The 14,188-nt window shown below is 66.5% G+C and carries 11 protein-coding genes and 2 pseudogenes; 4 read left to right on the forward strand and 9 right to left on the reverse strand.

The window, feature by feature from the left end:
• Positions 1 to 184: pseudogene (locus tag A5646_RS28905) on the forward strand (CoA transferase); the annotation flags it as partial.
• Here the strand turns inward: A5646_RS28905 and A5646_RS10390 are convergent.
• The 9 genes and pseudogenes from A5646_RS10390 to A5646_RS10430 all read right to left on the reverse strand — a co-directional run.
• A pseudogene (locus tag A5646_RS10390) lies at positions 178 to 1,977 on the reverse strand (CaiB/BaiF CoA transferase family protein); the annotation flags it as partial. The pseudogenes A5646_RS28905 and A5646_RS10390 overlap by 7 nt on opposite strands.
• Positions 1,974 to 2,972, reverse strand: coding sequence for an enoyl-CoA hydratase/isomerase family protein (locus A5646_RS10395; RefSeq protein WP_066865739.1), 999 nt, complete (start codon positions 2,970 to 2,972; stop codon positions 1,974 to 1,976). The gene A5646_RS10395 and the pseudogene A5646_RS10390, both read right to left, overlap by 4 nt.
• 2 nt (positions 2,973 to 2,974) lie before the next feature.
• Complete coding sequence (locus tag A5646_RS10400) at positions 2,975 to 4,114, reverse strand: Xaa-Pro peptidase family protein (RefSeq protein ID WP_067021568.1); 1,140 nt, start codon at positions 4,112 to 4,114, stop codon at positions 2,975 to 2,977.
• Positions 4,104 to 5,348 carry a Xaa-Pro peptidase family protein gene (locus A5646_RS10405; protein WP_067021569.1) on the reverse strand — a complete coding sequence of 415 codons (1,245 nt, stop codon included), beginning with the start codon at positions 5,346 to 5,348 and terminating at the stop codon, positions 4,104 to 4,106. Before A5646_RS10405 ends, A5646_RS10400 begins: the two co-directional genes overlap by 11 nt.
• On the reverse strand, positions 5,348 to 6,514 hold the full coding sequence (locus A5646_RS10410) for an amidohydrolase family protein (RefSeq protein WP_067021571.1): 1,167 nt from the start codon (positions 6,512 to 6,514) through the stop codon (positions 5,348 to 5,350). Before A5646_RS10410 ends, A5646_RS10405 begins: the two co-directional genes overlap by 1 nt.
• A 47-nt stretch (positions 6,515 to 6,561) precedes the next feature.
• Complete coding sequence (locus A5646_RS10415) at positions 6,562 to 7,806, reverse strand: cytochrome P450 (protein ID WP_066878047.1); 1,245 nt, start codon at positions 7,804 to 7,806, stop codon at positions 6,562 to 6,564.
• Positions 7,807 to 7,811: 5 nt separating this feature from the next.
• On the reverse strand, positions 7,812 to 8,006 hold the full coding sequence (locus tag A5646_RS10420; RefSeq protein WP_067021579.1) for a ferredoxin: 195 nt from the start codon (positions 8,004 to 8,006) through the stop codon (positions 7,812 to 7,814).
• An 11-nt stretch (positions 8,007 to 8,017) separates the two neighbouring features.
• Positions 8,018 to 8,683, reverse strand: a complete 666-nt coding sequence (locus tag A5646_RS10425) for a TetR family transcriptional regulator (RefSeq protein WP_066865727.1) — start codon at positions 8,681 to 8,683, stop codon at positions 8,018 to 8,020.
• Positions 8,684 to 8,775: 92 nt separating this feature from the next.
• Entirely contained in the window at positions 8,776 to 9,582 is an 807-nt protein-coding gene (locus A5646_RS10430) for an SDR family NAD(P)-dependent oxidoreductase (protein WP_067021573.1), read from the reverse strand.
• 135 nt (positions 9,583 to 9,717) lie between these two features.
• On the opposite strand from A5646_RS10430, the gene A5646_RS10435 reads away from it, so the two are divergent.
• The 3 genes from A5646_RS10435 to A5646_RS10445 all read left to right on the forward strand — a co-directional run bounded on the left by A5646_RS10435 (position 9,718) and on the right by A5646_RS10445 (position 14,140).
• On the forward strand, positions 9,718 to 12,531 hold the full coding sequence (locus tag A5646_RS10435; protein ID WP_369806930.1) for an AAA family ATPase: 2,814 nt from the start codon (positions 9,718 to 9,720) through the stop codon (positions 12,529 to 12,531).
• A 96-nt stretch (positions 12,532 to 12,627) separates the two neighbouring features.
• Positions 12,628 to 13,395 carry an SDR family oxidoreductase gene (locus A5646_RS10440; protein ID WP_067021581.1) on the forward strand — a complete coding sequence of 256 codons (768 nt, stop codon included), beginning with the start codon at positions 12,628 to 12,630 and terminating at the stop codon, positions 13,393 to 13,395.
• 22 nt (positions 13,396 to 13,417) lie between these two features.
• Positions 13,418 to 14,140, forward strand: coding sequence for an SDR family NAD(P)-dependent oxidoreductase (locus A5646_RS10445; protein WP_067021577.1), 723 nt, complete (start codon positions 13,418 to 13,420; stop codon positions 14,138 to 14,140).
• Positions 14,141 to 14,188 lie beyond the last annotated feature (48 nt).

The raw sequence follows: 14,188 nt of genomic DNA on the forward strand, positions 1-14,188 counted from the left end.
CTGCCGGTGCTCGAGCACCGGCACGCCCAAGGGCGAGGGCGTGTTCGTCGAAGCGGCGATGGTCGATGCCGCGCTCAGCATCGCCGCCGAGCAGGTCATCGAGTACTCGGCGTACGGCGCGCTGCTGGCGCGCGCGGGCAACCGGGGACCGACCGCCGCGCCGCAGAACCTCTATCTGAGCGCGGCATCGACCATCGCCGCTTCGACGAACACGCCCTCGCCCGTGCGGCGCCGGTGCTCGAGCGCCAGCAGTATCGCGTTGAGTGCGTGCACGCCCGCGTTAGGATCTCCGATCGAATACGGGTCATACGGCGTGCGATCGGGATAGCCGGTGAGCCAACTCACCCCGGAGGCCGATTCGATGACGTAGGCGAATGCCGGGTTGTCACGCCAGGGTCCCTCCAGGCCGAAGCCCGGCATCCGCACCATCACGATGTCCGGTCGAATCGACTGGGCGGTCGGGAAATCCGGGCCGATCTGGTCCAGCACGCGCGGCGTAAAGTTTTCCACGAGCACGTCGGACGTTGCGATGAGCTCGCGCAGCAGTTCCCGGCCTCGCGGACTCTGCAGGTCCAGGGTGAGGCCTTTCTTGTTGGTGTTGAGGGCCTCGAAGATCGGAGACTTCTCCCACCACCGGTCCTCGGTGATCGGTATGCCGGCGATCATCCGCGTGCCGTCGGGCCGGCGGGTCGACTCGACGTGAATGACCTCGGCGCCGAGCAGGGCCAGCGCATGCGTGCAGCAGGGACCGGCCCAGAACGTCGTCATGTCCAGCACTCGAATACCGCTGAGGGGCAGCGGTTTCGCGACCCCACTCGGCGCGGGCCGCGCCGGGAGATGCGCGGTGCGGTAGCGCTCGGTGTGCTCGCCCAGCCGCGGCGCCGGCTCCGGTTGGCGTAGCTGCGCGGGCCGCATGCGGTACGGGTGGCTGGGCTGCTGGAAGCCGTCGCGCGGATTGCACACGAACGAATCGCGCGCCACGAACTGGTCGAACGACGTCACGTTGGCGCCGTTGGCGACGGGCGCGTTGGGGATGCGGAATGCGGAAGCCAGTTCCCGGATTTCGTCGACCGGGGTGTCGGCCAGCCAGGCAAAGATCTCCTCGGCGTGGATGTTCGCCTGCTCGGTGATCGACAGCGGCGATTCCTCATCGATCCACTCCGGGCGGCCCACCATCGCGCACAGGTCGAACCACTGCTGCGCGGTCCCACACCCGAGGTCGACCAGGCCATCCTTGGCCTGAGCCACTCCAGGAATGGTCGGCCGCCGCATGTCTCGCCACGGTCGACCGAGCACTTCGAAGTAGGAGACCGGGTAATAGGTGAGGCACAGGATCTGCGTCTCGAGCATCGACAGGTCCAGCAGTTCTCCTGCCCCGCCGTCGATTCGGCGCCACCGGGACGCCAGGGTGGCCACGCTCGCGTAGACGCCGGCCAGGTATTCGCCGACCTGACCGCCGACGAAGACGGGCGGACGCTCCTGCTCGCCGCGGCCCAGCCCGACGATTCCTCCCGACCACGCCTGCAGCGTGAACTCGGTCGCCGCGCGGTCGCGCCACGGGCCCTCCAGGCCGAACGGCGTGATCGCGGTGACCGTCAGATGTGGGTGCCCGGCGTGGATGGCGCGCGGCGAAAAGTTCGGGTGTTCGACCACTTCGGAGCCGGCGGACCACACCACCGCATCCGCGGCGGCCAGCAGCCGGTTCACCAGTTCGACGTCGTCGTCGGCGGCGGGATCGGCGACGACACTGTGTTTCGCCCCGGCCAGGAAGCTGAACAGCGCGCCGTCACCGCCGGCCGGGATGGTGGCGCCCGAGGCCGACCATGCGCGCAGCGAGTCACCCTGCGGGCATTCCACTTTCACGACGTGGGCACCGCCGTCGGCAAGCAACTTGGTGCAGTAGGCGCCGGCTATACCGGTGGACAGGTCGATCACGGTATAGCCGTCAAGCGGCGGTTCGACGCGACGTTGCGTCACTGCTTCTTTCTCTTCGCGTTGCTGTTCTTGTCGGCTCGCGCCTTCTTGCGGGCCTTCTTGCTCAGCCGCCATTCGGCGGGAAACTTGACGTCGTTGTCCTTGACCGCGTCACCCAGGCCCCGCTTCATCGCGTCGCCGAGCATCAACTCATCGCCGGCGTCCGGGCGGACGCTGCCTCCCATTGACTCGAACACGCCGCTGAGCATGCTGCCCAGATATTCGCCCTGGAACTGCTTCATGATTTCGAAGAAGACCTTCTGCATGAAGACCGTGTCCGTGGGGCGGTTACTGGCGCACGCGAGCGCGTACTTGTCCACCTCGGCCTCGAGTTCAGCCCGCGGCACCACGCTGTTGAGGAAGTTGCAGTCATACATCTCCGCGGCGGTGAAAGCCCGTCCGGTGAACACCATCTCCTGAAACTTGCGGATGCCCATGGTCTGCGCCCACCACCACATGCGGGGCCCCCAACCGTAATACCGGAACGACGGGTGCCCGAACAGCGCGTCGTCGCTGGAGATCACCAGGTCGGCATCGGCGGCCTGGTAGAAATGCCAGCCGTAGCAGTAACCCTTGGCCTCGAGGATGCTGATCTTCTTGAAGTCCTGCAGGCCGCGAATGCCCGAGTTCGGGTTGGCATACCACTGGCCGAGCGTGGCACCGTTACGAAACGACCCCTGCGGCGGGTATCGGACTTCGTCAGCGCCGATCCGGTATTCGGCGAGCCGCGGACCCTGGTCCGCCGCGTCGCGCATCCGCATGGCCTCGGTGAGATCCGCACCCGAGCCCAAGTCGTCGCCGGCACCGCGGACCACCAGAACCTTGACGTCGTCGTCGATGTTGGCCCGGTGCAACAAGTCTGCGTAACGCACCCGCGCGGCGATCGTCGGCGCGTTGAGATAGTCCGGGCGGTCGAACGTGATCGTGGCGATCCGCGTCGTGGCGTCCTTGTCATACCGGATGATCTCTTCGGCCGCGGGCTCGGAGGGCTCGTTCATGGCTAGGGTTGCCAGAACGGGCTACCGGTGAGCACCTCGGGGGCGTCGGCGGTGATCAGGACCGCCTCTCGCCCGAAGACAGCGCCGACTCCCTCTTCCCATACATAACCGGTGACGGCCAGCACCATCCCGGGCTCGAGGCGTTCGCCGGCCGCGGTCGCGGGCAGATGCTTGGAGACGACGGGCGGGTCGAACCCCATGCCCAGGCCGCGGGCCACCGGCATCGGCGGCTCGGGCTCGCCGGCGGCGTGGTAGGCGGCGAGCAGTTGGCCCGCGCCCGCCCCGGGCCGGCAGGCACCGATCAGATTGCCCCACAGGCTCTCCCAGCGCCGCTGCAGGGCGGCGGCCCCGTTGGGCGCGTGCCTGGTGTCGGCGGGCCAGGTCCGGCCGACCTCACCGACGTAGCCCCCGGCCAGGACGCCGGCGGAGAAGGCCACCAGATCGCCGTCCTGGATACGGCCGTCGTTCCGATCACCGTCGTCGGCCCGCCGCCATGGATGCTTGCGTGAAGTCACCCATGCGACATCCTGATTCGACGGGGTGCTGACCCCGCCGGCCGCGGATGCCTCCAGCAGGACGCCGGCCAGCGCCTGCTCGGTCACCCCCGGCCGCAACTCGGATACCGCGGCTGCCAGGGCCGACTCGGCCACCGCGACGGATTCCCGGATGGCCGCTATCTCCTCGTCCGTCTTGATGCGGCGTGCCGCCCGCATGGCCAGCTCGCCGTCGACCAGCTGGGCGTTGGGAAACGCGGTCGGCAGCAACTGGGCGAAAACTGGTGAGAGGGCGTCGGTTCCGACGCGCCGCGCGCTCGCCGCGCCGTCGATGCGCTGCAGCGCCGACATGGTGTTCATCGGATTCCACGAGATGCCGTAGAGGTTTTCGTGAGGGATGTCTTCCGGAACGCCCTCGTCCCAGGTGCTCAGGAGGTGGACGGCGCCGGTTTCGCGCACCAGCACGCCGGTCGGGCCGAAGGGCCTGGTGCCGGCGACCCACAGTTGCGGCGCCCCGGTGACATACCGGACATTGGCTTGCCGGCCGAGGACCAGGACGTCGAGATCGTGCGCGGCCATCTGGGCCAGCGCCCGGCGGCGGCGCCCCAGGCGCAGCGTGCGCTCGTCAGGCAGGACTTCAGTTGCCATAAGGGGCATAGGGGTAGTCGGTCAAACGGATCCAACCTTCCTCGGTGATCACCAGGACCTCTTCGCTGCGATAGCCGCCGGTGCCGTCCTCCCAGACGACGGGCTCCAGCACCAGCACCATCCCGGATTGCAAAACGAAATTCTCGTCGAACTCCTGGCCGAGATCGGTTCCTATCATGGGCATTTCGGCGGCATTGACGCCGATTCCGTGGCCCAGGTAGAAGTGCGGCAGCCACGGCTTGGTGCCACCGTTGGCCTTGATGGCGGCGCGCCCCAGATCCGCGGCGGTGACACCGGCCTTGGCGACACCCAGGACCGCGCTCATGATCTCGAACCACTTGTCGAACTGCGCCTGTTGACGGGGTGACGGATCGCGGCCGACGATCCAGGTGCGCCCGAAGTCCGAACAGTAGCCCTGATAGGTGATGCTGACGTCGGTCCACAGCACGTCGCCTTCGGCCAGCTCGCGTTCCGTGGTGAGCAGCGGCAGCGCCAAGTCGCCGTGTGTGGTCCACACACCCTCGGCCTTGCTGGGCGGCATCACCTGCCAGATCGGCTCGAGCATGCTGGCCGTGGCGCCCAGCTCGAAGGCGCGGCGCAAAAAGCTTGCCGACAAATCGATTTGACGGATCCCCGGGGCCAAACTCTTCTGCACTTCGACCATCGCCTCGTCGGTGATCTGGATCGCGGTACGCATGCACGACAATTCGTCCGGAGTCTTCACCGCCTTGGCGGCGCTGACGATGGCCGCGGCGTCGACGGGTGCTCCGCCCGGGAACAGAACCTTGGCGGCACGCGACATGGCGCCGGTGAACTCGTCGACCGCGATTACCGCAGTGGCCGGGATGAGATCGGCCAACTGATGCGCGAAATGCTCGACGCCCTCGTCGAATTCGAGATATACGGGCCCGTGCAGGTGATCGGCGGGCAGGTCCGACTCGTGTGCGGCCCCCTCGCGGAACGGCAGGAACAGGTGTGGCCAGTCGTCGTCGGCGAGCACCACGGCCACCGGCCGCTCGACGTAGGACAACCCGGCGTCGCCGAGCGGCCAGCTGGCCCCGGTGGCGTAGACCACCGCGTTGTTGCCCAGCAGGATCATCGCGTCGACACCGCGCTCCGCCATCGCCGAGCGCAGCCGGGCCCCCGTCGCACGGCGCAGGCGGGCCAGGTCGGCGGTTTCCGGGATCACCAGTCCGTTGCCGGTGTCGGTGTTCAGTTGCGCGAACGTCGTCACTACAGACCCAGGAACTTCGTGACGTTGTCGCTGACGATCTTCACCGCGTTCTCCGGACCCACCGCATCCACAACGGATTTCAGTGATTTCTCGGAATAGCCGTAGGTGCTCTCGTTGTGCGGGTAGTCGCTGGACCACATCACCTTGTCCACCCCGATCTGATCGATCAGCTGCAAGCCCAGCGGGTCGACCATGAACGAGGCGCTCATGTGGGTGTCCCAGTAGTAACGCGGTTCGTGCTCGAGAGTCCGGTTGAACATGTGCTGGTACGAGCCCATCAGGTGGTCGGCGTCTTGCAGCGCCCACGGCACCCAGGAGATGCCGCCCTCGAACCAGCCGATGCGCAGCCCGGGATGATCATCGAGAATTCCGGTGAAGAGGTACTTGGCGAATTGCTCACGGAATCCGTCGATGTTGATCATCATCCCTACCACCACGCTGTTGAACTGGCACGGCGTTTTCGGTGGGGTCTCCCCGATGTGGTGGGTCACCGGAAGACCGGCGGCCTCGATCTCGTCCCAGACCGGCTTCATCGCGGTGCTGCCGTAGTCGATGATGTTGCCGTCGTCGTCCTTGCCCGGGTTGAGCGGCAGCAGGAACGTCTTGAGCCCCAACGACTTCAGCTCTTCAAGCGTCGTCCTGGTGCCCTGCGGGTCCCACCAGTTGATCAGTCCGGCGCCGTAGAAGTGGCCGTTCGAGCGCTCCTGCAGCTCGGCGATGTATTCGTTGTAGATGCGGAAGGCGAGCTCACGAAGCTGCTTGTCCGGGTAGTGAAACAGCGCCAGCACCGCGTTGGGAAACGCCAATTCCTTCTCGACGCCGTCGTCGTGCAGCTCCTGGATGCGCGCCTCGATGTTGGTGCTCGCGGCGCCGGGCAGGTCGTCGTATTGCATCAGCACGGCGCTGAAGTCGCCCGGCAGGAACGACTGCCCCTTGCGGCCGACCTGGTAGGCGCCGTCCTCGTACCAGATCCGCGGCGCCTTATCCTTCAGGTCGTCCGGGAAGCGTTGGTAGAAAATGTCGTCCGCGAGCGAGATGTGGTTGTCCGCGGAGAAGACGACGGTCCCCTGCGGAAGGCCGACGTCGCTGCCCGCGGCGTGACCACGGCGGTCCTTCGGAGCGCCATAACCGCCGGGCGGGTAAAGCGTACTTGTTTGAGTCGTCATCGTTGACCCTCCATTCGGATCCGAATATTTGATGAGTAGCAGGCTGGCTACCAGGTCACCGGCAGTTCGTAGACGCCGTAGGCGAGTCGGTCGTCCTTGAACGGAACCTCCTCGATCGGAATGGCAAGGCGCAGTGTGGGAATGCGCCGCACCAGCGTGTGGAACACGATCTGCAGCTCGGCGCGGGCCAGCTGCTGCCCGACGCACTGATGCCGGCCATAGCCGAATGCGACGTTGCGATCTGCGCCGGAGCGATGCAGGTAGAGCCGGTCCGGCTCCGCGAACGCGTCCGGATCCCAGTTGGCCGGGGCGAGATCGATGATGATGCCCTCACCGGCGCGGATGGTTTCGCCGGCGATGTGGATGTCTTCGAGCGCGACGCGGCGCTGGCCGTTTTGAATGATGCTCAGGTAGCGCAGCAGTTCCTCGACCGCGCTGGCGATGACCTTCGGATCTTCAGCGTCGCGGATGACGGCCAACTGGTCGGGGTTTTCCAGCAGGGCGAGCACGCCGAGACCGATCATGTTGGAGGTGGTCTCGTGCCCGGCGATCAGCAGGCCGGTGCCCAACTGGGCGGCCTCCTTGACGCTGAGTTCGCCGGCCTTGACCCGCTCGGCGAGGTCGGAAACCGCGTCCTCGGCCGGGTTCTCCATCTTGGCCTCGACCAGCTGAGCGAGGTATTTGTTCAGGCTCATGGCGCCTTTGACGGTGTCATCACCGGTGGCGTAGCGCGCGAGGCCGACGTTGGCGTGATGCTGGAACATGTCGGCGTCTTCGTAGGGGACGCCCAGCAGCTGGCTGATCACCAGCGAGGGCACCGGGAGCGCCAATGCGGTGACGATGTCGGCAGGCTGCGGCCCGGCGAGTATCGCGTCGATGTGCTCGTCGGTGATGCGCTGGATGGTCGGGCGCAGACCTTCGACACGCTTGAAGGTGAACGGCTTGGACAGCATCCGCCGGAATCGGGTGTGCTCCTCGCCGTCGGCGGTGAAGACCGATCGCGGCCGCTTGTGCACCGTGGACAGCATGCCTTCGTTCCAGTGCGGGAAGCCGGGCTGCCGGTCGTCGACGCTGACCCGCGAATCCGAAAACAGCTCGCGCACTTGCTCGTAGCCGGTGATGAGCCACGGTGTGCTGCCGTCCCAGATCCGGACCCGGGACAGCGGTCGGGCTTCGGCCAGCGCCATGACATCCGGCGGTGGCGCGAAGGGGCAGCGCGGCTCCCTGGCCATCGGGTAGTCCGGAATTTCGGACGCGTGCTCCGCCGCGGTGCTCGTCAGGGTGTCGGACATCGTTTTCATTCCTCGATGTGGATGGCAAGCGCGGGGCAGGCCGCCGCGGCCCGGCGCGCGCCCTCGGCCTGCTCGGGCGTGGGATTGGGATTGAGCAGCACCACGACGCCGTCGTCGTCGCGCTGGTCGAACACTTCGGGCGCGTTCATCACGCAGTTCCCTGATGAAGCGCAAAGGTCTTGGTCGACAGTCACTTTCATTCGCACGCCCTTCACTCGTACGCCGTCACGGGCGCCAGCCACAGGCCCACGATCGCGTCGATGAGTCCGGACGCCGCGGCACGCCATGAACGATGGGACGTCACCGCTCCCGCGGCGAGCGCGCGTTCGCGATCGGCGCAGGTGTGCATCAACAAGTTTCGGGCCATGATGTTGCGTTCGAAGTGCACCTCGGCCGGCAGTTCGGGCAGGCAGCGGTTGATGCCCTCGACGACCTGGACCAGCGACGGGGAGCTGAGCGCGCCCTTGACGATGATGTTGTAGTAGGCGGGGTCGGTCATCGCCTGGGCGGCAAAACGCGCATACCAGGTCGGATTTCCGAGCTCCTCCAGGTGATCGGTGAGCGGGCGCACCAAACAGGCCACCCAGTTGCGCATGTCGGTCGAACCGCCCGTGTCGAGCAGCTCGGTCACCATCTGTTCGCGCAGTTGCTCGACGGGCCCGCGGTGCTTGTGCTCGATGGCCCGCACCAGGTCGGCCTTGGTGCCGAAGTGATAGCCGACGGCGGCGTTGTTGCCCTGGCCGGCGGCCTCGCTGACCTGCCGGTTGGACACGGCGAACATGCCGTGCTCGGCGTACAGGCGCTCGGCCGCCACCAGGATCGCCTCTTGGGTGGAACTGGCCCGATCGGTGCGAACGGTCCGGCCGGCGGTGGTCATTGGATCAGTCAACCTCGTACGGTACTTTAAGTCAAGCGATTGATTTAAATTTTAGGACCGTCCTTCGCCGCGCTCGGGGCCTTCCGGCGGTGTCAGCTGTGTCGCTTGGGCCGGATCGGCTTGCCCGCCACGGTCCCACCGTCGACCGGAAGCACCGTCCCGGTGACATAGCGCGAGCGGTCGGTGGCGAAATACAGCGCCGCCTCGGCCACGTCGTCGGGCGTGCCCTCGCGCTTCAGCGGCCGGTCCTCCCGCATCGTCTCGCGAATTCGCGCCTCGAACTGCCGCAGCTGTTCGGGGTCCATGCCGGCACCCGACTTGCCCAGGATCGGCGTGGGTATGTTGCCGGGCGCGATGGCGTTGACCCGAATCTCGTGAATTGCCAACTCGATTGCCGCGGCCTTGGTGAACTGAATGACGGCCGCCTTGGACGCGCGGTAGATCATCACACCGCCGCCGGCCTGGATGCCGCCGATCGAGGTGATGTTGATGATGGATCCGCCGCCGTGTTCGGCCATGTGCCGCGCGGCATCTCGAGTACCCGCCATCACGCCGAGCACGTTGACCCCCATCACCCGGTGAAAATCGGCGAGGTCGTCGTCGAGCAATTTCCGCAGCGGGCTGGAGATCCCGGCGTTGTTCACCATGACGTGCAGACCGCCGAACTCCTCGACGGCATCGGATACCAGCGCCCCCACCTGTTCGGGATCGGAGACGTCGGTCGTCCGGAAGGCGGCCGCGCCGCCGAGCGATGCGGCCAACGCCTCGCCGCGGTCGGTCTCGACATCGGCGATGACGACTCGCGCGCCCTCGACCACGAACCGCTCCACGAGTCCGCGACCGATGCCCGAAGCGCCGCCGGTGACGATGGCGACCTTGCCGTCCAATTCGTTGACCACACGACGAGTTAATCGGCGCCTGCCGCGTTAAGTCAAGCAATTGATTTAAGACACGGGCCGCGGTCGGTGCTCGACGCCATAGGCAGGTGCGCTCGGTAAAGTCGAACGGCAAATCACTTTCCAGCGGCGGTGTGGGTGAAAGATCAACAGGCACAACCTTTGCGTGGTCGGCGCGCGGAATGTGCTGCCCTCGACCGGCTGGTGTCGGGCGCCCGCTCGGGCAAGAGTCAGGTTCTGGTGCTGCGGGGCGAGGCAGGCATTGGCAAGACGGCGCTGCTGGATTTCGTTTCCGAGCGTGCCCCGGGCTTCCGCGTGGCTAGGGTTTCCGGGGTGGAGTCCGAGATGGAACTCCCGTTTGCCGCTTTACAGCAACTGTGCGTGCCACTGCTGGATCGCATCGATCAACTGCCGCCTCCGCAGCGCGGTGCACTGGAGATCGCATTCGGCCGGAGCGCCGGACCTGCGCCGGATCGCTTCCTCGTCGGGCTGGCCGTGCTCAGTCTGATCGATGCAGCGACCCAGGCCCAGCCCTTGCTGTGCCTCATCGATGACGCGCAGTGGATCGACCGAATCTCGGCCCAGACGTTGACGTTTGTCGCCCGGCGACTGATCGCCGAGCCCGTGGCGATGGTGTTCGCGGTGCGAGACGCCTCGGCCGCCATCGATGCCGATGATTGGGACGGGTTGCCCGGGTTGGCGGTCCGCGGCCTCAATCCCGCCGACGCCCGCGCATTGCTGGATTCGGTGATCCCGGGCCGACTGGACGACGAGGTGCGCGAGCGCTTCGTGGCGGAGACCCGGGGAAATCCGTTGGCGCTGTTGGAGTTGCCCAGGGGTCTGACCGCCGCGCAGCTGGCCGGCGGCTTCCAGCGCCCGGACGTGCAACCACTGGCGGGACAGATCGAGCAGACATTCGTCCGGCGGATCCGGTCACTGCCGGACGAGACCCAGCAGCTATTGATCATTGCGGCCGCAGAGCCGGTGGGCGATGCGGCGCTATTGTCGCGCGCCACAGAGCATTTAGGGCTTCCACTTGACGCGGCGGCCAGAGCGGAAGCGGCCGGATTGATCGAGGTGGGCACCAGGGTGCGATTCCGTCATCCTCTGGTGAGGTCTGCGGCGTACCGCACGGCGGATCTGATGAATCGCCGACGCGTACATCGGGCGCTAGCTGAGGTGACCGACCCACGAAGCGATCCGGACCGGCGCGCGTGGCATTTGGCCATTGCGGCTCCGGGTCCGGACGAATCCATCGCCGCCGCACTCGAGAGCTCCGCCGACCGCGCCCAGGCCCGAGGCGGAGTGGCCGCGGCTGCCGCGTTCCTGGAACGGGCCACCCAACTGACCTCGGATTCGGCCCGCAGAGGGGCACGGGCACTCGCGGCCGCCCAGGCCAAGCGTGACGTGGCGGCCTTCGACGCCGCGGACGAGCTGCTCGCCATCGCCGAGGCCGCGCCACTGGACAAGCTGAAGCAGGCCCGCGTCACCCGACTGCGCGCGCAGATCGTTTTCTCCCGCAGCCGTAGCGGTGATGCCGATGCACCGATGGTCTCCGATGCGGCCGTACGCCTGCTCGACGCCGCACGCCGGCTGGAAACACTGGACGACGCGCAATCCCGCGAAACGTACCTAGACGCCGTGGGGGCGGCGATGTTCGGCGGCCGGCTGTGCCCGCATGGCGGTATTGCGTCGACCGCCGAGGCGGCCCGCGCGGCACCGCCCGGGCCGAAGCCGGCACGGCCGGTCGATCTCCTTCTTGATGGCGTCGCGCTGCGGGCGACGGCTGGACTCGTCCCGAGTCTGGCAGCGATGCGCGAAGCGCTGCGCCTCATCGAAGCTGCCGCCGAGCGCGCCGATGACGTCATGCATTGGTTCTGGCGAGCCTTTCCCATCGTCCAGGAATCTGCCGCCCACGAACTCTGGGACGACGACGTATGGCATCGGCTGGCCACCCACGCGGTACGCCTGGCGCGTGCGGCGGGCGCACTCGCCGTGTTACCGAACGCCCTGGTCTATCGCGCCGGTGTACACGTCCAGGCCGGCGAATTCGCAATGGCATCCCAACTTGTCGAGGAGGCCGACGCCATCTCGGCTGCTACGGGTTATGCCCCGGTCAAATATCACTCGGTGCTGCTGGCCGCTTGGCGGGGCAATGAGAACGTCGCGACCAATCTGATCGACCGAGCGGCAACAGACGGGATCGCCAGGGGCGAAGGCCGAATAGTGGCGTTGACCGGGTATTCCAGCGCTGTCCTCTACAACGGTCTGAGCCGCTACGACGATGCCTTCGCCGCCGCGCGCCAGGCATGCGAACACGAGGATTTAGGTCTGTTCGGCCAGTGCCTCGTGGAACTCATCGAAGCTGCCGCGAGAAGCGGCGCCAAAGACGCCGCCCATGACGCGCTGCGTCAACTCGAAGCCCGGGCGCTGGGGGCCCAAACAGATTGGGCAGCCGGAGTTTACGCGCGATCACGGGCGCTGCTGACTACCGACCGTGAAGCGGAGGTCTTCTACCGGGACGCAATCGAGCGGCTTGCGCGAACCCGCATCGTGGTTCAGCTGGCGCGGGCGCACCTGTCCTATGGGGAATGGCTCCGCCGCTGCAACCGCCGGATCGACGCGCGCGCCCAGTTGGGTACCGCCCACGAAATGTTCGCCCGGATGGGAGCCGAGGCGTTCGCCGAACGGACCCGTCGCGAGCTGCTGGCCACCGGCGAGAAGGTGAGCAAGCGGTCGGCCAAAGCAGGCGCAGCATCCGGCGGTGAGCTCACGGCACAGGAGGCGCAGATCGCCCGGCTGGCCGGAGAGGGGCTGACGAACCCCGAGATCGCCGCGCAGTTGTTCATCAGCTCGCACACCGTCGAATGGCACCTGCGGAAAGTGTTCGCCAAGCTTGGCCTCACCTCGCGCCGCCAACTGCGAGGTTTGGCCAAGGACTTGGCCCCCTGAGTTCGGCATAACTACGGACTTTCCAGGGTTCCGACTTGCCCTCGCCTGAATCATGCTGAAAGGGCCAGTGCATCGGGAGACTTGAAAGGCATGATCATGAAGATTTTGGTAATCGGTGGCAGCGGGCTGATCGGATCACAGGTCGTCGCCATGCTGACCGACCAGGGACACCAAGCAGTCCCGGCATCACCGAGCACCGGCGTCAACACCGTAACCGGGGAGGGTGTTGCCGTTGCCGTCACCGGTGTCGACACGGTGGTGGACGTCTCCAACTCGCCGTCCTGGGCCGACGATGATGTCCTGAACTTCTTCACCACCTCCACCCGCAACCTGCTGGCGGCGGAGCGGGCCGCCGGGGTGCGCAATCACGTCGCCTTATCGATCGTGGGCGCCGACCGGGCCGCCGAAAGCGGCTACATGCGGGCCAAGATAGCCCAGGAAAAGGTGATCACGGAATCGGGATCTCCGTACTCAATCGTGCGGGCGACTCAGTTCTTCGAATTCGTTGACGGCATTGCGGATTCATTGGCCGACGGTGACACGGTCCGCGCGCCGCACGGGGCGTTTCAGCCCATTGCTTCGGCGGATGTCGCGACGGCCGTTACCCGTGCGGCGACCGCCGATCCAATCAACGGGGTGATCAACATCGCCGGCCCCGAAAAGCAAGGCATGGACGACTTCATCCGGGCAAGGTTTGCGGTAACGGGTGATGCGCGCCAGGTGGTTACCGATACCGGTGCCCGCTACTACGGTGCGGTGCTCGACGAACGCAGCATCGTTCCCATCGATGGTGAAGATGTGGTCGTCTACCCCACCACCTTTAGCGCCTGGATGGCTTCCCAGACACCCAGCGGCGCCAAGTAAGAGGTTTCTACAGGTGAGTCCGATGGAGCTGATGGACCACACCGCCGTCATCACCGGCGGGACGGCGGGCATCGGAATGGAATCCGCGCGACTGCTCGCAAGCGAGGGCGCCACCGTGATTGTCACGGGTCGCAATCCGGTCAGAGGTGCGCAAGCGGTGGAGCTGATTGGCCCGAACGCGCGGTTTATCCAGACCGACATGGCCGATCTCGAGTCGGTGAATTTGCTTGTGCAACAGTGCGGTGAGGTCGACATCATCGTCAACAACGCCGGCACTTTTCCGTCGGCGTTGACGGTCGAACAGAATGCGGCGTCTTTCGAGACGTTGTTCGACACCAACGTTCGCGGTGCGTACTTCCTAGTAGCCGGCCTGATCCCGGGGATGCTGAAGCGCGGCCGTGGCAGCATCGTCAACATCACCACCATGGCCGCATTCAAGGGAATTCCCGGCGCCTCGGGCTACAGCGCTTCCAAAGCCGCGCTGGAATCGCTCACCCGCACCTGGGCCGCCGAATTCGGAGCGGCCGGGGTGCGGGTGAACAGCGTCGCGCCCGGGCCCACTCGCACGCCCGGCGTGGCCGCGGAATGGGGGGAAGTCAATGAGGACCTGGGGCGGGCGCTGCCGTTGGGCCGCACCGCCTTCCCGTCCGAGATCGCCGAGGCGGTGCTCTTCCTGAGTTCTCCGCGGTCCAGCTTTGTCACCGGTTCGACCCTGCATGTCGATGGGGGCGGTGTGGCTGTGTGAGGTCCTTTCGGCCCAGAAGCGTTCGCGCGGGGTCACTCTCACACGGGG

The organism is Mycobacterium sp. 1245499.0, assembly GCF_001673615.1.
In the GTDB taxonomy this organism is placed as follows: Bacteria; Actinomycetota; Actinomycetes; order Mycobacteriales; family Mycobacteriaceae; genus Mycobacterium; species Mycobacterium europaeum_A.

What these genes read in the sequence shown, in the direction of transcription:
- A5646_RS10420 (WP_067021579.1), bottom strand. Translation starts at nt 8,006, where the DNA reads ATGAAAGTGACTGTCGACCAAGACCTTTGCGCTTCATCAGGGAACTGC.
- A5646_RS10440 (WP_067021581.1), top strand. Translation starts at nt 12,628, where the DNA reads ATGAAGATTTTGGTAATCGGTGGCAGCGGGCTGATCGGATCACAGGTC.
- A5646_RS10410 (WP_067021571.1), bottom strand. Translation starts at nt 6,514, where the DNA reads ATGACGACTCAAACAAGTACGCTTTACCCGCCCGGCGGTTATGGCGCT.
- A5646_RS10395 (WP_066865739.1), bottom strand. Translation starts at nt 2,972, where the DNA reads ATGAACGAGCCCTCCGAGCCCGCGGCCGAAGAGATCATCCGGTATGAC.
- A5646_RS10445 (WP_067021577.1), top strand. Translation starts at nt 13,418, where the DNA reads ATGGAGCTGATGGACCACACCGCCGTCATCACCGGCGGGACGGCGGGC.
- A5646_RS10425 (WP_066865727.1), bottom strand. Translation starts at nt 8,683, where the DNA reads ATGACCACCGCCGGCCGGACCGTTCGCACCGATCGGGCCAGTTCCACC.
- A5646_RS10400 (WP_067021568.1), bottom strand. Translation starts at nt 4,114, where the DNA reads ATGGCAACTGAAGTCCTGCCTGACGAGCGCACGCTGCGCCTGGGGCGC.
- A5646_RS10415 (WP_066878047.1), bottom strand. Translation starts at nt 7,806, where the DNA reads ATGTCCGACACCCTGACGAGCACCGCGGCGGAGCACGCGTCCGAAATT.